Origin of the sequence: Thetidibacter halocola (genome assembly GCF_018224955.1) — a bacterium.
GTDB classification, from domain to species: Bacteria; Pseudomonadota; Alphaproteobacteria; order Rhodobacterales; family Rhodobacteraceae; genus Thetidibacter; species Thetidibacter halocola.
Genome location: NZ_JAGTUU010000002.1, coordinates 580,782 through 599,099, shown reverse-complemented (window position 1 = coordinate 599,099; position 18,318 = coordinate 580,782). Strand labels below are relative to the sequence as shown.

The 18,318-nt window shown below is 68.6% G+C and carries 18 protein-coding genes, 1 tRNA gene and 2 pseudogenes; 11 read left to right on the top strand and 10 right to left on the bottom strand.

What is annotated here, in order from left to right:
• Positions 1-124 (bottom strand): annotated as a pseudogene (locus tag KB874_RS22810) (integrase); the annotation flags it as partial.
• A 285-nt stretch (positions 125-409) separates the two neighbouring features.
• Between KB874_RS22810 and KB874_RS07065 the strand changes: the two are divergent.
• The 4 genes and pseudogenes from KB874_RS07065 to KB874_RS07050 all read left to right on the top strand — a co-directional run.
• Positions 410-2,230: a non-ribosomal peptide synthetase gene (locus KB874_RS07065; RefSeq protein ID WP_212535839.1), complete on the top strand. Its 1,821-nt coding sequence runs from the start codon at positions 410-412 to the stop codon at positions 2,228-2,230.
• A 26-nt stretch (positions 2,231-2,256) separates the two neighbouring features.
• Positions 2,257-3,807, top strand: a complete 1,551-nt coding sequence (locus KB874_RS07060) for a thiamine pyrophosphate-dependent enzyme (protein ID WP_212535838.1) — start codon at positions 2,257-2,259, stop codon at positions 3,805-3,807.
• Positions 3,804-8,300, top strand: a complete 4,497-nt coding sequence (locus KB874_RS07055; protein WP_212535837.1) for a non-ribosomal peptide synthetase — start codon at positions 3,804-3,806, stop codon at positions 8,298-8,300. The genes KB874_RS07060 and KB874_RS07055 overlap by 4 nt, the downstream gene beginning before the upstream one ends.
• Before the next feature lie 224 nt (positions 8,301-8,524).
• Positions 8,525-8,938, top strand: a pseudogene (locus KB874_RS07050) (YcbK family protein); the annotation flags it as partial.
• Positions 8,939-9,232: 294 nt separating this feature from the next.
• Here KB874_RS07050 and KB874_RS07045 read toward each other — a convergent pair.
• Positions 9,233-9,319, bottom strand: a tRNA-Leu gene (locus KB874_RS07045).
• A gap of 146 nt (positions 9,320-9,465) precedes the next feature.
• Here KB874_RS07045 and KB874_RS07040 point away from each other — a divergent pair.
• Complete coding sequence (locus KB874_RS07040) at positions 9,466-10,446, top strand: complex I NDUFA9 subunit family protein (RefSeq protein ID WP_212535836.1); 981 nt, start codon at positions 9,466-9,468, stop codon at positions 10,444-10,446.
• 88 nt (positions 10,447-10,534) lie between these two features.
• On the opposite strand, the gene KB874_RS07035 is transcribed toward KB874_RS07040, so the two are convergent.
• The 4 genes from KB874_RS07035 to KB874_RS07020 form a co-directional block, all read right to left on the bottom strand.
• Positions 10,535-10,804 carry a DUF6455 family protein gene (locus KB874_RS07035; RefSeq protein ID WP_212535835.1) on the bottom strand — a complete coding sequence of 90 codons (270 nt, stop codon included), beginning with the start codon at positions 10,802-10,804 and terminating at the stop codon, positions 10,535-10,537.
• On the bottom strand, positions 10,801-11,100 hold the full coding sequence (locus KB874_RS07030) for a DUF6455 family protein (RefSeq protein WP_212535834.1): 300 nt from the start codon (positions 11,098-11,100) through the stop codon (positions 10,801-10,803). Before KB874_RS07030 ends, KB874_RS07035 begins: the two co-directional genes overlap by 4 nt.
• Positions 11,101-11,103: 3 nt before the next feature.
• Entirely contained in the window at positions 11,104-11,364 is a 261-nt protein-coding gene (locus tag KB874_RS07025) for a DUF6455 family protein (protein ID WP_249200299.1), read from the bottom strand.
• 81 nt (positions 11,365-11,445) lie between these two features.
• The gene (locus KB874_RS07020; RefSeq protein WP_212535833.1) at positions 11,446-12,174 is read right to left on the bottom strand and encodes a M48 family metallopeptidase; all 729 of its coding nucleotides are present in this window, start codon (positions 12,172-12,174) and stop codon (positions 11,446-11,448) included.
• Positions 12,175-12,280: 106 nt separating this feature from the next.
• On the opposite strand from KB874_RS07020, the gene KB874_RS07015 reads away from it, so the two are divergent.
• Positions 12,281-12,679 carry a thiol-disulfide oxidoreductase DCC family protein gene (locus KB874_RS07015; protein WP_212535832.1) on the top strand — a complete coding sequence of 133 codons (399 nt, stop codon included), beginning with the start codon at positions 12,281-12,283 and terminating at the stop codon, positions 12,677-12,679.
• Positions 12,680-12,720: 41 nt separating this feature from the next.
• Complete coding sequence (locus KB874_RS07010; RefSeq protein WP_212535831.1) at positions 12,721-12,966, top strand: hypothetical protein; 246 nt, start codon at positions 12,721-12,723, stop codon at positions 12,964-12,966.
• A 99-nt stretch (positions 12,967-13,065) separates the two neighbouring features.
• Here KB874_RS07010 and KB874_RS07005 read toward each other — a convergent pair whose 3' ends face one another.
• A complete protein-coding gene (locus tag KB874_RS07005) occupies positions 13,066-13,323 on the bottom strand; it encodes a DUF167 domain-containing protein (RefSeq protein ID WP_212535830.1) in 258 nt (85 codons plus the stop codon).
• 103 nt (positions 13,324-13,426) lie between these two features.
• On the opposite strand from KB874_RS07005, the gene KB874_RS07000 reads away from it, so the two are divergent.
• The 3 genes from KB874_RS07000 (at position 13,427) to KB874_RS06990 (ending at position 15,345) form a co-directional block, all read left to right on the top strand.
• A complete protein-coding gene (locus tag KB874_RS07000; RefSeq protein ID WP_212535829.1) occupies positions 13,427-14,005 on the top strand; it encodes a nitroreductase family protein in 579 nt (192 codons plus the stop codon).
• Entirely contained in the window at positions 14,002-14,691 is a 690-nt protein-coding gene (locus KB874_RS06995; RefSeq protein WP_212535828.1) for an EI24 domain-containing protein, read from the top strand. The genes KB874_RS07000 and KB874_RS06995 overlap by 4 nt, the downstream gene beginning before the upstream one ends.
• 87 nt (positions 14,692-14,778) lie before the next feature.
• Positions 14,779-15,345 carry a hemerythrin domain-containing protein gene (locus KB874_RS06990; protein ID WP_212535827.1) on the top strand — a complete coding sequence of 189 codons (567 nt, stop codon included), beginning with the start codon at positions 14,779-14,781 and terminating at the stop codon, positions 15,343-15,345.
• A gap of 94 nt (positions 15,346-15,439) precedes the next feature.
• Here the strand turns inward: KB874_RS06990 and KB874_RS06985 are convergent, their stop codons facing one another.
• Both KB874_RS06985 and mce read right to left on the bottom strand, forming a co-directional pair.
• Complete coding sequence (locus KB874_RS06985; protein ID WP_212535826.1) at positions 15,440-15,727, bottom strand: DUF1467 family protein; 288 nt, start codon at positions 15,725-15,727, stop codon at positions 15,440-15,442.
• Positions 15,727-16,131 (bottom strand): methylmalonyl-CoA epimerase, encoded by a 405-nt coding sequence (gene mce / locus KB874_RS06980; protein ID WP_212535825.1) that lies wholly within the window; start codon positions 16,129-16,131, stop codon positions 15,727-15,729. The genes KB874_RS06985 and mce overlap by 1 nt, the downstream gene beginning before the upstream one ends.
• A gap of 130 nt (positions 16,132-16,261) precedes the next feature.
• Between mce and KB874_RS06975 the strand changes: the two genes are divergently transcribed.
• Complete coding sequence (locus KB874_RS06975) at positions 16,262-16,978, top strand: response regulator (protein ID WP_212535824.1); 717 nt, start codon at positions 16,262-16,264, stop codon at positions 16,976-16,978.
• 126 nt (positions 16,979-17,104) lie between these two features.
• On the opposite strand, the gene KB874_RS06970 is transcribed toward KB874_RS06975, so the two are convergent.
• Complete coding sequence (locus KB874_RS06970) at positions 17,105-18,316, bottom strand: DUF1501 domain-containing protein (RefSeq protein ID WP_212535823.1); 1,212 nt, start codon at positions 18,314-18,316, stop codon at positions 17,105-17,107.
• Positions 18,317-18,318 lie beyond the last annotated feature (2 nt).

Here is an 18,318-nt window from a genome sequence, read left to right as displayed (position 1 = left end):
TCACCTCGCTCGCACGTAGCCCGCCGCCATAGGCCACGCTGAATGCCGCCCGGTAGCGGAGCCCGGGCCCGGGTGCGGCCTCGAGAATACGCGTCACTTCCTCAGCGCTCAGCACGACAGGTACATATGTAGCTTTTGCTTTCCCTGTTCTGTGCGTCCATTCAGGCCACGCTTGTGCCCTGTGCCGGGCGGTGTTCGAGGGCGGCGCGTCGACGCCAGAAGGGCGTCGGACGCTCGGCGGCGTGCTTGGCCGGATCCTGGAAAAGCAGGGTGGCGCATCCGCCGCCCGGGCTCAGCGCTGGGTCCGCGCAAGAACTCGGCGCCGGACGCGAATCGGTTGTGAGACGCACCGGGACTGGCCTATCTTCCCTCGCGCGAGATGGGGAAGGGGCCGGACGGTTTGACAGCAATGGAAAGCCTCGAGCGCGCAATCGCAGCCGCGTCCCGCGCGAACGGCCCGCGCATTGCGCTGGTTGATGCAACCACAGGCAGCGAGGTCAGTTTCGAACAGATCGACAGCAATGCCGCCTCGATCGACGCCGGGCTCGAGCGTCTCGGCGTCGGCCGGGAGGCCGTCGTGGCGCTCTTCTCCGGCCACGCTATCGCCTCAGCGCTGCTGTTTCCGGCGATCGCGGCGCACCGCTGGGTTGCCCCAATCCCGGCAGCGGCCACCGCGGCGGAGACGCGCGCGCTTCTCACCGCACTGCGCCCGGCCGCCATCGTCGCGACCCCCGAGGCCGCACCACTGGCACGCGAGCGGGCCGGTGGCATCCCCTGCATCGTCGTCACCGCCGAGGCCGGCCGGCCGATCAGCCTCACCGGGCCGCTGGACGACCCGCTTCCGACAGCGCAGGGGCGCAGGCTCGGCGGGAGCGGCGTGGTCCTCACCACTTCCGGCACCACCGGGAGCCCCAAGCTAGTCGCGCTGGACGGGTGGCGACTGGTCTGCGGGGCGCGGAACGTGTCGGCCTCGCTCGGCCTGACCGCTGCCGACATAGGCATCGAGATCATGCCGCTCCACCACGTCCACGGTCTCGTCGCCGGGCTGCTCGCGCCGCTCCTGGCCGGGGCCAGGACAATCGTCCGGCCCGACCCCGAGCCGCTGGCGTTCTTGCGCACCGCTGCTGCCAGTGGCGCGAGTTGGTACACCGCCGTTCCAACCATGCACCGCGCCATCCACGAGGCGGCGCGCGCCCACCCCGACCTCGCCTCCAACTGCCGGCTGCGGGCGATCCGGTCGTCCTCGTCGGCGCTGCCGCGCAGGCTGCGCGACCGGCTGCGCGAGGCCTTCGATTGTCCGGTGGTCGAAGCCTACGGGATGACCGAGGCGAGCCACCAGATCTGCGCCCAGCGTCCCGACGAACCAGCCCCCCACGGCAGCCTCGGCCGCCCGGCCCCAGGCACCCTGCGGATCGTCGACGGTGCCGGCATGGAGCGGTCGAAGGGTGCCGCCGGGCGCGTGCAGGTGCGCGGCCCGTCGGTGATCGACGGCTATCTCGACAATCCCGAAGCGAATGCCGCGACCTTCGCTGATAGCTGGATGAACACTGGAGACACCGGCCGGATCGACACCGACGGCACGCTGACGCTCGTCGGCCGCGACAAGGAGATCGTGAAGCGCGGCGGGGCCCAGGTGGCGCCGATGGAGATCGAGGAGGCCCTGCTCGACCAGCCCGGCGTGGCCGAGGCCATCGCTTTCGCCGTGGCCCATCCGACGCTCGGCCAGGACCTGGCCGCCGCGGTGGTGATCGACGCCGCCGCGCCAGCCGACACCCGCCGGCTGCGGGCCGCGCTTTTCGACGTGCTGTCGGCCTACAAGGTACCGAGCCGGATCCTGCGGGTCGACGAAATCCCCAAGGGCCCCACCGGCAAGCCGCGGCGGCTCGACATGGAACGCCTGCTGTCGGCGGAACTGAAAAATGCATTCTCGCCACCGGAAACGCCGGTCGAAGCCGTGCTGGTGGCACTGTTCGCGGAGACCCTTGGCCGGGACGAATTCGGCAGAGACGACGACTTCTTCCTCGCGGGCGGCGACTCGCTGTCGGGAACCACGATTGTCCTCCAACTCAACGCGCTGTTCGACGTGTCGCTGTCTGCGGAGACGTTGTTCCGTTTTCCAACCCCGGTCGAGCTCGCCGCCCACCTCGAAACCATAGACAGTGCCCGGATCACGGCCCGAGTCGAGGCGCTGGCGCGGCATCTGCCGCCCCGGCACGGAACGCAGGTGTGACCCGCGCCGCACCGCGAGGGGCCGAGATGGCGGCCCCGGATGCGATTGCCGCGACATGCGCCGCGGCGGGAATCGCGCGCGTCTATACCGTACCGGGCGACCTCACCTACCCGCTTTTGCGGGCCCTTGCCGCCGCCGGGCTCACGGTCATCTCCTGCCGGACACAGACCGGCGCGGTGTTCGCAGCCGAAGCCGACAGCTTTGCCGTCGGCCGGCTGGAAAGCGTGGTGCTGGTTTCGCGCGGACCGGCACTTGCGCTGGCGCTGGCAGCGTTCCACTCGGCGATCCGCAATGGCGCGCCGATGCTGCTGCTGAGCTTGGTGGAAACCAACGAAGACACGGCGCGGGGTGCCTTCCAGGGGGCTGAAACGGCTCTGGTTCCGGCGTCCTGCCGGCGGCTTCGTCTCGCCGTGGCCGGGAGCCTGGTAGACGATCTCGGCGCGGCACTCGCCAACGCCGTCGGACCGTCGCGGGTACCGGCCATCGTCGAGCTTGAGCGCCCCTTGCTTGGCGCGATGCTGCTGGGCGCCGCGACGGCACCGGCGCCCCTACCCCCGGTGGCGCCCGCCTCGGCCGAAGAGGACTGGGCTGCGCCGGCTGCCGCGGCGCTCGCGGCGGCGGAACGTCCGGTGGTGGTCGTCGGCCACGAGGCGCGCTGGTCGGTCGACATCACCGACATCGCCCGGCTCGCACGCCGCCTCGGTGCGCCGCTCTGCCCGACCGGGCTCAGCATCGGTTTCGGTGGCGCGGAAGTTCCGCAGGTTCCGCACGACCGTGTGCACGCCACGCTCGCGTCCGCCGACGCCGTCGTCCTGCTCGGGGCGCAGTTCGACTGGTCGCTGCGGTTCGGCGCCGCGATCCCCGCGTCCGCCACCGTTGTTGCGCTGACCCCCACGTCCGGGCCGCCGGCCGCCGCCCGATCCCCCGACCACGCCTGCCTTGGGCCGATCGGCGCGTCGCTGGACCTCCTGCTCCGTCATCTGCCGACGAACCGCCCAGACCGGGCCGATCCCGCGCCGCGGCGCGATGACCTGGCACGCCCGGCCCCGGCGTTGCTCGACCAGGTGCTCGGCTCACTCGCTGGGCGGCTCGCACCCAGCACCGCGCTGGTGCTCGACGGAAGCAGCCAGCTGATCCACGCGGGCCGTAACCTGATCCCGGCCGGTGCCTGGTCGCGGATCACTCCCGGCGTGTACGGCCATCTCGGTGCCGGTCTCGGCCACGCGATCGGCGCGCTCGCGTCGCGGCGGTTCACCAGTGCCGTTGTGATCGCCGGCGACTTCAGTCTCGGCCTCGGCCTCGCCGACCTCGAGACGCTCGTGCGCTACCGGTTCCCGGTCTGTGTCGTTGTGGCCAACAATTTCGGCATGGGCTCCGAAAGCGGCCAGCTCGGCGGCACCGACACGCGGATCGCCGGCTACGCGCGAACGACCGACCACGCCGCGATCATGCGCGGCTTTGGCGGCACCGGCCACAGGGTATGCCATTTCGCCGAATGGGAGGCGATCGCCCCGCAGGCGCTGGCGGCGGACCACCCTTGCCTTGTCGATGTGGTGACCGGCGGACGCGACACATGACCGGCGCCCGCTCCCTTTCCGCCAGCGACGGCAAAGCCCTGCTCGACACCCTGCGCGCCGCATCCGTGACAGGTCCGGCTCCCGCCGTGTCGGGCGCACCGGTCCTGTCCCCGGAACAGAAGACCGTCATTTCGGCGCAACTTCTCCATGACGGCGAGGCGGTGGCCAACGTCGCCCGAAGTTGGACCCTGCGCGGCCCCCTCGACCCGACCGCGTTTGAGACCGCCTTCAAGGCGCTGGTCACACGCCACGATGCCCTGCGGTTCTCGGTGCGCAAGTCGGGCGGGGCACTGACCCCGGCCTTCGCCCCCGCGCTCGACGTGGCATTGCCGTGCGAAACCTTCGCCGGCGCTTCGCCGGCCGAGCGGGCTGCCACCGTCGATGCGATCGTCGCCGGCGAAAGCCTTGCCCCGCTGCCGCTGGAGGCCGAACGGATGTGGCGCGCGCGGCTGCTGCGCGTCGATGCCGAGACCCACGTTTTCGCCGTCGTGCTTCACCACGCGATCTGCGACGACTGGTCGTGGCGCATCCTGATCCACGACCTCGCGGCGCTCTATCGCGCAGCCCTCGGGGGCGGCACCCCGGATCTGCCCGCCCCCGGTTCCTTCGCGTCCTACCTCGCGGCCCGGCCAATGGACCCCGGCGCCCCGTTGCCGTCGCCGCCAGAGATCGACTGGCCGATGCCGAAGTGTGATCTCCCCGCCGGCCGCGGCTATTCCATCTGCACGGCTGAAGGTCGTCTCGATCTGGCCGGGTTCGACGCGCTCCGGGCCGCGGCGCGGGTCCATTCCTGCACGCAGTTCACCTTTTTCGTCGCGGCCTACCAGCTGCTGCTGTCGGCCTACTGCGATCAGCCGGGCCTAAGCGTCTCGATCTCGGCGGCCGACCGGCCAGCCCCGGCGGACCGCCAGGCTTTGGGTCTGTTCGTCCGCGAACAAGAAGTCAGCCTTGAGCCCTTCACTCATCAGAGATTCGACGCGCTTCTAGACGCCGTCGACGCCGCGATGCGCAAGGCGCGTGGGAACCTCGCGAGCGGCAGCGCCTCGCGCGCGGGGATCGTCTACTACAATGCCCCGGATCTCCCCGTCGATGCAGGGGAGCTCGTAGTCGAGCCGCGCCCGGAACCACCGCGCGTTCATGCGCTCAACCTTTTCCTTCGGCTCCACCGCGACACCGACGGGGTGGTCTTCTCCTTCCACGGCCAACGCCAGTATTTCGACCCTGAGATCCTGCGGGCACTCGCCGCGTGCTTCCGGCGGATCCTCGAGCAGGTGATCGAAAACCCGCGGATCCCGCTCCGCGAGATCGTGCTGGCCGACGCAGAGCAGATCCGGGCCGCAGCCGCGCGCTCGGTACATACAGCCCCCCTGGCGTCGCCGCTCGACATCTCCGGCCGCTTCGCCGAGGTCGCGCGCAGCCATCCTGACGCCACCGCCCTGGAAACACCGGATGCCACGTGGACCTACCGCGACCTAGACGCCGACACCAACCGGTTCGCCCACTGGATGCTTGCACAAGGTCTGGAGGCGGGCAATCGGCTGGCGGTCTGCATGCCGCGGGGCACGGCGGTTTTCCGCACCTGGCTCGCGGCGCTCAAGGCCGGGCTGACGGTGGTGCCGGTCGACAGCGGACTGCCCGCCGCGCGGGTCGGCTACGTTCTGCGCGAATCCGGCAGCGACGCGCTGATACTGCCGCCGGACGCAAACTGCGACGTCTCTGGCCCGCCCCGCGTCCTTACCCTGCCCGGGCGCGCCGAGCTGGAGGGGTTCGAACCGACGCCGCCGCCACGCTTCGCCGCCGACCCCGGCAGCGACGCTTTCCTGATTTTCACTTCTGGCACTACCGGCAATCCAAAGAGCGTCCCGGTAAGCCATGTCGGCATCGTGCGGCTGGTGACCGGTACCTGGCATGCCGCCATCGGCCGCGGCGACCGGATGATCCAGCTCGCCTCCGCCGGGTTCGACGGGAGCTTCGTCGAGGTCTGGGGCGCCTGGCTGTGCGGCGCCGCGCTGGTGCTCTGCGAAAAGCACCTCCTCGCCGAAGGCGGGCTCGAGGCCGAGTTGCGCCGGCTACGGCCGACCGCCGCTTTCATGACCACGAGCCTGTTCAACACCCTTGTCGACGCCGACCCCGGCGCCCTCGCGCCGCTGAAATATCTCTCCGTAGGCGGCGAGGCCGCCTCGGCGGCGCATTGCAGGCGCGCGCTCGCGGCCAATCCGGACCTTTGCCTGGCCAACGTCTACGGCCCCACCGAGAACGGAGCCTTGACCACCAGCTACCGGGTGCCGGCCGAGGTGACCGGGAACGTGCCGATCGGTCGGCCCCTGCCTAACAACGTCGCCTTCGTCCTCTCCGGGGCGCTGCAGCCCCTGCCCGACGAATTCGCCGGCGAGTTGCTGGTCGGCGGCCCCGGGCTGTCGCGCGGCTACGAGAACCGGCCGGACCTCGCAGCCGAGAAATTCATCCGCCTCCCTGCGCACGCGCTCGGGATCGCAGGGGACGGCGACGTGTCGCTCTACCGCACCGGCGACCGGGCGCGGTGGAACCGCGACGGCCAGATCGAGTTCCTCGGGCGCCGCGACACGCAGTTCAAGTTCCACGGCTACCGGATCGAGCCCAGCGAGATCGAAACAGCTCTGATGGAGCACCCCGGGATCGGCCGCGCTGCGGTGGTGCCGGAGTTCCGCCGCGGGCAAACCCTTGTCACCGGGATCGTCGCCTACTTCGAGCCCGTCGCCGATCCAGCCCCGACCCAACGCGACCTGCGGGCCTTCCTCTCCCGCCTGCTGCCCAAGCCGATCCTGCCGACGCGCTATGTAGCGGTCGAGTCGATCCCGCTGACGCCGAACGGAAAGGCCGACGCCGGCGCCCTGCGCGCGGCCCACGCCACCGACGAAGTCGACCCCGTGGGCGTCTCGACCGCTCCGGACCTGCTGACGTCGATCTGGTGCGAGTCGCTCGATCGCAGGCAGATCCCCGACGACGCCGAGTTCTTCGCCCTTGGCGGCACCTCGCTGTCGCTCGTCCGGATGGTGTTGGAGGTCGAGCGAGTCTTCCAGACCGAGATCGACTTCGCGGCGTTCTGGGCCGATCCGACGCTGCAACGGATGCGGTACATGATCTCGAACAGCCCGGCCCTCGTCGTCGGCAACCTGAAACACCTGCGGGTGCTCAAGCAGGGAGACCCGTCGCTCTCCCCGATCGTGCTGATGCCGGGCCACACCGGGGCGGGGGTCTGGGCGAACGACATCCTGCCGGCGATGGACAGTCGCAACACCGTTCTGGCACTGGCGTTCGAAATGCCAGGCGAGGTACCGCCCGCCCCCGGGCGCGGCGCCGCGCTGATAGAGGCGTTCCTCGACGATCTCGAAGCCTGGCAGGCGCCGGCGCCGCTGACCCTGGTCGGATTTTCCTACGGCGGGCCGATCTGCGGCCAGTTGGCCATCCGCGCGGCCGACCGCGGATTGAACGTCGGCCGGATCATCGTGATCGACGGCGCCAGCCCCGCCAGCGGCCTTGGCCCGACCGGCAAGGAGTCGGGTTCACCTGGCGAAATGCTGATGCACCAGTTTCTGATGCTGCCGGTCGGCCCGATCACGGCCGACTGCCACCTTATAAGACCGCTGCGGAAGTTTCCGTTCGCACCACGCGATCTTGGCCTGGAGTGGGTGCATCTCGCCGTCGGCGGCGTTCATGAATACGAGGTCGACACGTTCCACAGCTTGATGGTCATGCCCCCGTTCGCCGCTGGCGTGGCCCGGGTCTTCGATGCCATCATGCGCGACGAAGCGAAGCCCGAACGAACGCGCGGCAGCCGTCTCGACGCGGCGTTCCTCAATGACCTCAACGCGATCAAGACGCTCGCCCGCGAGGCGCGGCTCGCGGAAGCGGCCGACGCGCTGCAACGGTTGATCTCGGCAACCGCCGAACCGCCCGACTGGGCTGTGGTTGCCGCCATTCGGCTCTACCGGGCCGCCGGCGTCAGACACCGGGTCGCCAAGCTGCGCAACGGCCCGCCTCTTCCCGGCGCGACCGCCTACGTCTGGCAAAACCTGTTCATCAGGGGCAGCCGATTGGCGAGGGAGATGCTGGAACGGTGCTACGCGGCGTCCGGTGCACAGATGAGCGGCGCGCTCTTGTTGCTCGAGGAGCGCGCCCGGCAGGGCGACAACGCGGGCGCCGCCCGTATTCTCCACTCCCTCGCCGCCGATCCACGTTTCGATGTCGAGCGCGGGATCGCCGAGGGCGTGCTCAATACCCTCGCCGGCGATCCAGCTGCCGGATACAAGGCGATGGAAACTGTGCTGGTGCAGGACGACGCAGGCCCGGCGCACGTCTCCTGGTGTGCCGTGTTCTTCGCGCGCGCCGGATTGCCGAGCGTCGCCCTCGACGTTATCAACTTGGGACGGCCTCGGTTCCGCGACGCGATGGAAAAGACCATGATCCTTATCAACGCAATCGCCCGCCGCCAGGCGTGTTCGAGCGAAACCTGACAGCGCAGCGGCGCCGTTTCCTGGCCGCAGGAAGGCCTCCGCGCGGCGCTATCTCCGCGCGTTTCCGCGTCGCCAGCATGCTTCGGTGTTGATTTTCACTCAGAACTGACCCGGGCAGCGGCCTGATTTCCAATGAGAATTGACCCATGCGACTCTCCCCTTCGCGACAGGTGACGGGGACAACGGAGTGATCCACATGGGACTATTGAACATCATTCGGAAGCAGCGCCTTCGGTATCGCTATGTCGAACCACGATCCGGTGGTGTTCGAAACGGCAGCCCGCGTGGTCGGATGCCTCGGCTTCGGCTTCTACCCACGCTCAGGGTTCATACATGTCGACCTCGGCCCCGCGCGTCAGTGGGGCGAGCGGTTCCCGGTCCGGGAGACTGCCTTCGCCGAAGAAACGCCACCAGCGCGCGAGGTTTTGGCCGACAGCCGCACCATGAAGGGCGGTGGCGCGGCAGGCGTGGCGACGCTGAGCGCGGCAGGCGTCGAGGTGGCGCAGATCGTCCTGACCGAGACCCAGACCGCCATCCTGCCGCTGGTGCCGTATCTCGATACGCTTAGCTGGCTATTCATCGCCGTGGCGCTCGGTGGGATCGCGGTCACGATCTTCGCCCGCTTTGATGATTGGTAACGGGGGCGACGATGATCGCCAACTTGATAGCTGGGGTCACCGCCAGCCCGTGGATGCGTGCGGGGCTGCGCTAAGGTGCCGTCGTCTTCGCCGTGCTCCTGTTCCTGTTTGCGCTTCGGCGGTCCGGTGAGCAAGCGGGACGCGCCGCCGGTATTCCCAGCGCCCTTGCCCGAGTTCGGAGAGACCTCTCAACTTCATCACAACGCCCATAGTGTGGACCTCCTGTGGATTGGACCCAGAGAGGCAGCTATCGGCCTGTTTTCGTTGACAATATAGGGGATAACAAGGAGTGAATGGTGCCCAGGAGAGGACTCGAACCTCCACGGCCGTTAAGCCACTGGTACCTGAAACCAGCGCGTCTACCAATTCCGCCACCTGGGCACAGGTGGTGAAGCGCCGTTTAAGGGCTGCGCAAAGCACTGTCAACGGGCTTTTCGCAGGATTTTTTCCGCGGCAATCGAACACCTTGATACAGCGCCCCGCCAAGGCTATCCCTGCCCCGGACCGAACGTCGAAGGAGCCTGCGCATGTCGAAACTCGTAACCATATATGGGGGTTCGGGATTTGTCGGACGCTATATCGCGCGGCGTATGGCCAAGGAGGGCTGGCGAGTCAGGGTGGCGGTGCGCCGCCCGAACGAGGCGATCTTTGTCCGGCCCTACGGCGTCGTGGGCCAGGTGGAACCGGTGCTATGCAACATCCGAGACGATGCCAGCGTCACGGCGGCGATGCAGGGGGCGGACGCGGTGGTCAACTGCGTCGGAACCTTCGACTCGCGCGGCAAGAACAACTTCGACGCGGTGCAGCACGAGGGCGCCGAACGCATTGCCCGCATCGCGGCGCAGCAGGGTGTGGCGCGCATGGTCCACATCTCGGCCATCGGCGCCGACAAGGACGGCGACAGCCTCTATGCCCGCTCCAAGGGTCTTGGAGAGGAAGGCGTGCTGTCCCACATGCCGGGCGCCATGATCCTGCGGCCCTCGGTGATCTTCGGCCCCGAGGACCAGTTCTTCAATCGCTTCGCCGGCATGACGCGGCTGGGGCCGGTGCTCCCTGTCGTGGGCGGCGAGACGCGCTTTCAGCCGGTCTATGTCGACGACGTGGCGCAGGCCGCGGTCAAGGGCGTGCTGGGCACCGCGAAGCCCGGCATCTACGAACTGGGCGGCCCGGATGCCGAGACGTTCCGCGACCTGATGGCGCTGATGCTGCGGGTGATCCGCCGCCGCCGCCTGATCCTGAATATCCCGTTCCCCGTCGCGCGCCTCATCGGGTCGGTATCCGATTTCGTCGCCATGGCCTCGGGCGGGCTGATCCCGGCGCAGATCACCGTCGACCAGGTCCGCTCGCTGCGGTCGGACAACGTGGTGGCCGAGGACGCCAGCGGCTTTGCCGAACTGGGGATCGAGCCCACGGCGATGGAGGCGGTGCTACCCGACTATCTGTGGCGCTTCCGGCCCTCCGGCCAATACGAGGCGATCAAGGAATCGGCTCGCAACCTGCGCGCCTGACGCCGCCAACCAGACCGCAAAAGACTGGCCCCCAAAGGCCGGTCTTTTCGTGTCAGGCGCAAAGACCGCCGGTTTCGCCGCGAAACGCCTATTGCCTGCGGGCGAGTTCGGTGAGGATCGCACTGTTTCGGCAACCCGGTGTCGGGCTCGCACTCAACGCTGCCTGGCGGCCCAGCCAGGACTCGCAGGCCTCAACCAAGGCGCATGTCTGGCAGGCATTGACCATCGCGGTATAGGTTTCAGGCTTCAGCCGACCGCTTTTCATCTCTTCCGACAGGCTCAGGCCCATCACCCTGGCGACGCTGCGCGTCATGAAGAAATGCCGGGCCGGATCGCCCAGCGGCAGGATCCGGGTCATCTTGTCTCTCCTTCTGTCTTGAGCGCGCCAAGCCGGTCGCGGTTGAGACAGCCCTCGGGCACCGCGCGCGGCGCATCCGACGGGTCGGCCAGCCAACGGTGACAAGCCTCGACGCAATCGCAACCACGGCAGCGGGTCACCATGCCGGCCCATTCGGCCTGGGTCAGTTGCCCTTCGCGCATGGCGGCCACCAGATCGACCCCAGCGGATTGCGCCATGCGCATGACAAGCCAGTAATGCCTCTGTTCGGGACCAAGCGGCGTGTTTGGCGCGCGGTCGGCGCGATCGGGCAACATCGTTCAGCCCTGCCGCGCGAGTTCGGCGAACAGCGCCGCGTTTCGGCAATAGTCCGGGGTCGCCGCTGCAACGCCCTCCTGCGCCGCCAGCCAGTGTTCGCAGGCCTCGGGCGCCGCGCAACCGGTGCAGCGCAGCACTGCATCCTCGAGGTCGGAGATCGAGAAATGCCCCCGCAGGATCTGCTCCTCGAGGTCGATGCCTTGCGCACTGGCCATCTCGTCGACCAGTCCAGCATGGCGTCGGATCGTCTTGTGAGGTGTCATATCGACCTTCCCCTTCTCTGTCAGATCATCCTGACAGTCAGGGTAGCAGCCTGTCGCCGCGTTTCCTTGATTCAGGTCAGATCAGCGCATCGCCGCGACGGTGCGGCGCACCGTCTCCATCCGCGCTGCATTGGGCGGATGGGTCCCGAGGAACTTGTTGCCCGGGTCAGGAATGCGGGCAAAGAAAGCGGCCCCGCGCAGCGGATCGAATCCCGCACGCGCGGCGATCACCGTGCCCAGCCGGTCAGCCTCCAGCTCGAAATCCTTGGAATAGCTGCGCGCACCCAGCGCTGCCCCCAGTTCCTCGGCCGAGCGCACGTTCTCTGCGCTGGCGCCCGAAATCGCCGCGATGCCGGAAAAGATCACCGCGCCCACCGTCGCGTTGTCGCGCATCCGGTCGAGATGGGCGAGGATGTGGTGCGAGGCCTCGTGCCCCATGACAAAGGCCAGTTCGTCGGCGTTCCGCACCGAGGCGATCAGCGCCAGATTGAAGGCCAGCACCGGACGGCCCGACTCGTCCACCGTCTGGAAGGCATTGGGCGCCTGGCCGGGCCGGTCGTCGACGACAATCAGGAAATCGCAATTGGCGCGCGGCGCGGCGCGACGGCATTCCGATTCGGCCACCGGCTCGACCGTCTCGACCACCTGCACGAACTGCCGTGCGGCGGTCTGGGCACGCAGGTTGATCGCCCCGGTGTCCGAGGGGGCCGCCACCGTCGGGCGCGACGAGGGCGCGGGGCCCGTCGGGATCACGACCGGCTCGCAGGCGGCGGCGAAGAACAGCAGGATCAATGGCAGGAAACGGGTCATCGTCAGGGTCCGGTTGCAGTTGACGATACCATATGCGCCGATCCGCCGCGCGGCCAGAGGCGACGGATCACTTGGCGGTGTGCCGCCGCCCGCTATGTGCCTGCGCATGACACAGCATTCCGACGACCGCCTGACGGTGATCTACAACGATACTTGCCCGATCTGTGCCCGCGAGGTCGCAGGCTACAAGCGCACGGTGGCACAAGAGGAACTGCCGGTGGATTTCGCCGGCCTCAGCGACGGCGACATGCAGCGTTTCGGACTGACCCCGGCGGACGCGGCGCGGCGGTTCCACGTCATGCGAGGCGGGGAACGGTTCAGCGGCGTCGCGGCCTTTGCCCTGTTGTGGGAACAGATACCGCGCCTGCGCTGGCTGGCGGCGCTGGTCCGTCTGCCGGTGGTGGCGCCCCTCTCGCGGGTGGTCTATGACCGCGTCCTCGCCCCTTTGTTGTTCGCGATGCACCGCAGGCGCGAACGGCAGGGTCGGGCGCGTCACATCGCCTGACAGGGGTTTCGCCGCGAAACGCGGCGCGCTAGGCTGGGCCCATGTTCAGTATCGAGCACGATTTCGACGCCACCATCGTCACCCTCGTGGATGAGGGCGAGGTCCCCTTGCAGGAGGACATCGTCATCTCGTCCTTCGAGGAATGCGTGACCGTCGAGCAATACGACGCCCGCACCGACACGATGCAGAAGATCACCCTGTCCTGGACCCAGATGCGCGACCTCGCCGCCGCGATCGACCTGCCCGAGGGCGTGTATCGCCGGGTCGAGAAAGGTCAGAAACGCTGATCGGATGTTTCGCACGCGAAACATTGAGAAATTTTATGAATTATTATCAAAAGCTTGTTAATTGAAGCGCGTGCCGCTGCGATGGCTTGTTCAAGCCTCTCACCCCTCGATTCGAAAGACCTTGTCCCGCCCGGTTTCGCCGCGGATCAGCGTCAGCCGCGATTTCGGCACGCCCAGCGACTTGGCCAGCATGCGGATCACGGCGGTATTGGCCTTGCCGTTCTCGGGAACGGTGGTGACGGTGACGCGCAGGGTGTCACCCTCGCGCTGGATCGCGTTGCGCGCGGCGCGCGGCGTGACGCGAACGGCCAGCGTGGCGCCCGGCACGGCGAGGTCGGAGAGGTCGGGATCGCTCATCCGCTTATCCTGACGCGCAAGGCGCCGGAACGAAACCCGGCATTTCCCGGTTGAAACCCCGCCGCGTCGCGCAGACATAGAGCGCAGCACAAAGGAAGAGACGATGCCCGATCCGAACCCGCAGGCGATGGAATTCCTGCTGACGCGCCGTTCGCGCCCGGCCAAGACGCTGCGCGCGCCGACCCCCGATGCCGAGGCCCTGCGCCCGATCCTGACCGCCGCCGCCCGCAGCCCCGACCACGGCAAGCTGGAGCCCTGGCGCTTCATCGTGCTGCAGGGGGCGGCGCTGGCACGGCTTGCCGAGGCTACTGAAGAGGCCGGTGGCAGGCTGGGCAAGAGCGCCGAGGACATCGCCAAGGCGCGCGCCGCCTTCGCCGACAGCCCGCTTGCCGTGGCGGTGATCGAGGTCCGCAAGGACAGCGACAAGATCCCCGCGATCGAGATGACCTATTCCGCCGGCGCGGTCTGCCTCGCGCTGCTCAACGCCGCGCTGGCCAGCGGCTGGGGCGCAAACTGGCTGTCCGGCTGGGCCAGCCACGACCGCGGCTTCGTCGAAGGCGCGTTGGGGCTGGCCTCGAACGAGCGGATCGCGGGCTTCGTGCATATCGGCACCGAAACCAGCACCCCGCCCGACCGCCCGCGCCCCGACCTAGACCGCATCACCAGTTGGATGTCGGAATGATCCTGACAAGCTTCGTCTCGGCGCTGGGCCAGATGGGCGACGCGCGGTTCCGCTCGGTGCTGCTGCGCGGGATCGGGCTGACGCTGGCGCTGCTCTTCGGCTTCACGGCACTGGTGGTCTGGGGTGTGGGGGTCTTCGTGGGGGATGCGGTGACGTTGCCCTGGATCGGCACGGTGACCTGGATCGACAATGTCGCCAGCTGGGCGATGCTACCGCTGATGCTGGTCCTGTCGGTCTTCCTGATGATCCCCGTGGCCTCGTCGATGACCTCGATCTTTCTCGACGACGTGGCCCAGGCGGTCGAGGACCGGCACTACCCCGGTCTCGGTCCCGCGACCGAGGTGCCCGTCGCGGACGCGCTGCGCGACACCGCCAGCTTCCTCGGCGTTCTGATCGCGGCGAACGCGGTCGCGCTGGTTCTGTATCTTTTCCTCAGCCCGATCGCGCCGCTGATCTTCTGGGGGCTGAACGGGTTCCTGCTGGGACGGGAGTACTTCACGCTCGCCGCGATCCGCCGGGTCGGACGGGAAGAGGCCGCCCGCCTGCGCCGGCAACACGCGATGCGCATCTGGGCGGCGGGAGTGCTGATGGCGATCCCGCTGACGATTCCGCTGATGAACCTGGTGATCCCGGTCCTCGGCGCGGCCACATTCACGCACCTTTTCCACCGACTCTCGCGCCGCTGAGAGGCCGCCCACGCACCGCGACTGTGCGCGGCTGGGCCTGTGGCGGCGGGGCCGCGCCCCCCAGATGGAGGGCGAAAGGAGAGTGCTATGCTCGATACACCTACCATCCGCACCGCCCCCATGCCCGACGCCATGCGCGTCCTGCTGCGCGACTATCCCCGCGACGCCTGGGAGGATCATCCCGGCTTTGCCCGCGCCACGCGCAATTGGCTCGGCGCGCACCAGGGGTTCCGCCGGCTGGCCGCGACCCTGACCGCCGAGACCGAGGCGTATCTGGACAAGGCGCGGGACGGAGAACTTTATGCCGACCGCCTTGGCCGCGCCGGGCACGCTCTGGTCGTCAGCCTGCACGGCCACCACCATTTCGAGGACAGGTCGTATTTTCCTGAACTCGCCGCCGCCGATCCGCGTTTCGAAAGCGGGCTAGCGATCCTCGAAAAGGATCACACCATGCTCGACGGTGTGCTGCACGACTTGACCCGCAGCGCCAACCGCACCATCCAGCTGATCCAGCTGGACCAAGGGCAGGCGCGGGACGAGGCCGGGTGCCTGCATGAACACACGCAGGCGGTCGAGGCGCTGCTCGACCGGCATCTCGGCGACGAGGAAGAGCTTGCCGTGCCGATCATCCTGCACCACCGCCTGCGCGGCTGACAGAACCCGCCCGGGACTTCGGGTTCCGGGCGGGTTACCCCGTCAACGCTGGAAAACTCCAGGGTTTAAGGGCCGATCCGCGCGGTGGCGGCCCTCACTGCCCCGAGGGGGGCCCCATCCGGTTGAACATCCAACCGTCGAGATCCCGCACGGTGATGACCCCCGACACGATGATTCCAGCGATGATGGCCCACAGCACGGCCGACACGCCGGTGGTGATCCAGGCCTTGCGCTTGAGGTTGTGAACCTCTGGGCTGCCGGCATGGGTGCCGGGCACGACCTTGCCCATGTCGCCCTGCGTCTTAAGCCGGATGGGGATCACGATCAGGAAGGTCATGAACCAGATGACCGCGTAGAGCACGAGTGCCGAGGTGATTCCCATCAGACCTGCTCCAGTTCCACGAGGCAGCCGTTGAAATCCTTGGGATGCAGGAAAAGCACCGGCTTGCCGTGCGCTCCGATCTTGGGCTCACCCGAGCCCAGCACACGGGCACCGGTGGCCTTCAGGTGGTCGCGCGCAGCCAGGATGTCATCGACCTCGTAGCAGACATGGTGGATGCCGCCCGAGGGGTTCTTGTCGAGAAAACCCTTGATCGGGCTGTCCTCGCCCAAGGGATAAAGCAGCTCGATCTTGGTGTTCGGCAGTTCGATGAAAACCACGGTCACGCCGTGATCGGGTTCGTCCTGCGGCGCGCCGACCTTGGCGCCCAGCGCGTGGCGGTATTGCTCCGAGGCGGCTTCCAGGTCGGGAACGGCGATGGCGACATGGTTCAGGCGGCCGATCATGGGTCTCTCCTGTGGCTGATCTGCCGCCCATATGGCGCAGCCACCCACGGTCAGGCAAGACGGTGCGTCCATTAACCGCCTGTTAGCCAAGCCGAGTCAAAGTCGAGTCGCATTCGCCTTGGAGGGGAACATGGACGACATGAATCATCTGAACATGCACCTGCGTCCCACCGCGACGCGGCCCCTTCTGGGGCTGACCGTTCTGGTGGTGGAAGACAGCCGATACGCCTGCGATGCGATGCGGCTGTTGTGCCTGCGCTCGGGCGCACGGATCCGGCGGGCCGATTGCCTCGCCTCGGCCCGGCGGCACCTGTCGGTCTACAGGCCCAGCGCGGTGATCGTGGACCTCGGCCTGCCTGACGGGTCGGGGGCGGAACTGATCTCCGAGCTTTCGGTTGCCTGCCCGCGGGTCGACGTGATCCTCGGCACCTCGGGCGACAGTTTTGCCGAAGAGGTGGCGCTGGCCGCCGGCGCCGATGGCTTTCTGGCAAAGCCGATCTCGTCGGTCATGGCCTTCCAGAACGCCATCCTGCGCAGACTGCCGACCGACCGGCAGCCCCCGGGGCCCCGGCTGGTCAGCGACGACCCGGTGCGGCCCGATCCCACCGCCTATCGCGACGACATGGCCCACGCGGCCGACGTGCTGGATGACAGCGACGACGGGCGGATGCTGGACTATGTCACCCAGTTCCTGGGCGGCGTGGCCCGCAGCGCCGGCGATACCCCGCTGCAAAAGGCGGCCGAGGATCTCGCGCGGGCCCGCAATCAGGGCGCCGCGATGCAGGCCAGCGTCGCGCGGCTTGCGGCGCTGATCCAGGATCGGCTGAACGACAAGGTCGCAATCTAGAAAGCGCATCAGCAGGCGCACTTTGCCCGCAACCGGCGCGGGCGGCCCACGGCAAGCGCGGGCGGCATGGGACGGCGGGCGGGGCGCCTTCCGCCGCAGGCGGAACAGCGCCGCAGGCCGTCCCGCTCAGGCCAGAAGACCCGGATCGGACCCCAGGTCGAGACCCGGAAAGACCGCCTGCTCGATCTCGGACCGGCCTAGGCCAAACAGCCCGCCGATCACCCAACCGGCATGGGCGCGCAGGTCGCGCGTGGGCATCAGGTCGCGCCGGTCATAGAGCGCCGCCTCGGACAGGCCCGGCCATTCGCCCAGAACACGCCCGCCGCGCAGCGCGCCACCGGCGAACAGCATCGCGCCCCCGGTGCCATGATCCGTCCCGTCCGAGCCGTTCATCCGCGCCGTCCGTCCGAACTCGGTCATCGCCAGCACCGCCGTCTGCCCCCAGGTCGGTCCAAGCCCTTCGCGCAGGCCGAGGATCGTGTTCGACAGCGCGCTCAGCGCCCGGGGCAGGCCACGAGCCTGTGCCGCGTGCGTGTCCCAGCCATTCAGCGAAAACGCGGCGATCCGTGCCTCGCCCCGCAGTTGTTCGGCGACGAAATCGGCGATGCGCCGGGCCGGGCCGGGTCCGCCGCCGCCCGCCGCCATCGCCGCCATGCCGTCGCCCTCCCCCGGCGTCAGCATCAGCGGGTCTCCATCGGCATCGGCCACGCGGAACGCCTCGTCCAGCGCGGCCGCCATCGCCGGGTCCGTTTTCATCACCTGCCGCGCCAGCAGCGCCGCCTGCGGCGACAGCGCGAGGTCGGCCTCGGGCGCCCAGCGCGAGACCGGCACCGGTCCGTCCAGGATCAGTTGGGGATCGCGCCCCACCGCCCAGGCGGTCTGCATCCGTCCATCCGGCATGTGCTGCATCATGCGGTTGAGCCAGCCCTCGCGCACCGCTCCGTCGTCCAGCCCCACCACCCCGGCTTCGAGGATGTCCTGCCCGTCAAAATGGCTGCGCTTGTCGCGATAGGGGGTCGAGACGGCGTGCACCGCGCCGAGGTCGCCCGCCTGCCACAGGGGCAGCAGCGGCGACAGCGCCGGATGCAGGGCGTGGAACCCGTCGAGGTCGACATGCCCGCCCGCGCCGCCCAGCGACACGCCACCGCGCAGACCCGCGAAATCCGGGTCGCCATGCGGCGCCACAACATCGAGCCCGTCCATCGCCCCGCGCAGGATGATGACCACCAGCCGCGCTTCGCCCGGCGCGGCCGCAAAGCTGACCGGCGTCAGCAGCGGACTGGCAGCGGCCGAACAGCCCAGCGCCAGGGATCGTGTCAGGAAACCGCGTCTGTCCATCG

Bases quoted from the DNA above. Each gene is read 5' to 3' on its own strand.
- KB874_RS07065 (WP_212535839.1), top strand. From the start codon at position 410: ATGGAAAGCCTCGAGCGCGCAATCGCAGCCGCGTCCCGCGCGAACGGC.
- KB874_RS07060 (WP_212535838.1), top strand. From the start codon at position 2,257: ATGGCGGCCCCGGATGCGATTGCCGCGACATGCGCCGCGGCGGGAATC.
- KB874_RS07055 (WP_212535837.1), top strand. From the start codon at position 3,804: ATGACCGGCGCCCGCTCCCTTTCCGCCAGCGACGGCAAAGCCCTGCTC.
- KB874_RS07040 (WP_212535836.1), top strand. From the start codon at position 9,466: ATGTCGAAACTCGTAACCATATATGGGGGTTCGGGATTTGTCGGACGC.
- KB874_RS07035 (WP_212535835.1), bottom strand. From the start codon at position 10,804: ATGACCCGGATCCTGCCGCTGGGCGATCCGGCCCGGCATTTCTTCATG.
- KB874_RS07030 (WP_212535834.1), bottom strand. From the start codon at position 11,100: ATGTTGCCCGATCGCGCCGACCGCGCGCCAAACACGCCGCTTGGTCCC.
- KB874_RS07025 (WP_249200299.1), bottom strand. From the start codon at position 11,364: ATGACACCTCACAAGACGATCCGACGCCATGCTGGACTGGTCGACGAG.
- KB874_RS07020 (WP_212535833.1), bottom strand. From the start codon at position 12,174: ATGACCCGTTTCCTGCCATTGATCCTGCTGTTCTTCGCCGCCGCCTGC.
- KB874_RS07015 (WP_212535832.1), top strand. From the start codon at position 12,281: ATGACACAGCATTCCGACGACCGCCTGACGGTGATCTACAACGATACT.
- KB874_RS07010 (WP_212535831.1), top strand. From the start codon at position 12,721: ATGTTCAGTATCGAGCACGATTTCGACGCCACCATCGTCACCCTCGTG.
- KB874_RS07005 (WP_212535830.1), bottom strand. From the start codon at position 13,323: ATGAGCGATCCCGACCTCTCCGACCTCGCCGTGCCGGGCGCCACGCTG.
- KB874_RS07000 (WP_212535829.1), top strand. From the start codon at position 13,427: ATGCCCGATCCGAACCCGCAGGCGATGGAATTCCTGCTGACGCGCCGT.
- KB874_RS06995 (WP_212535828.1), top strand. From the start codon at position 14,002: ATGATCCTGACAAGCTTCGTCTCGGCGCTGGGCCAGATGGGCGACGCG.
- KB874_RS06990 (WP_212535827.1), top strand. From the start codon at position 14,779: ATGCTCGATACACCTACCATCCGCACCGCCCCCATGCCCGACGCCATG.
- KB874_RS06985 (WP_212535826.1), bottom strand. From the start codon at position 15,727: ATGGGAATCACCTCGGCACTCGTGCTCTACGCGGTCATCTGGTTCATG.
- mce (WP_212535825.1), bottom strand. From the start codon at position 16,131: ATGATCGGCCGCCTGAACCATGTCGCCATCGCCGTTCCCGACCTGGAA.
- KB874_RS06975 (WP_212535824.1), top strand. From the start codon at position 16,262: ATGGACGACATGAATCATCTGAACATGCACCTGCGTCCCACCGCGACG.
- KB874_RS06970 (WP_212535823.1), bottom strand. From the start codon at position 18,316: ATGGACAGACGCGGTTTCCTGACACGATCCCTGGCGCTGGGCTGTTCG.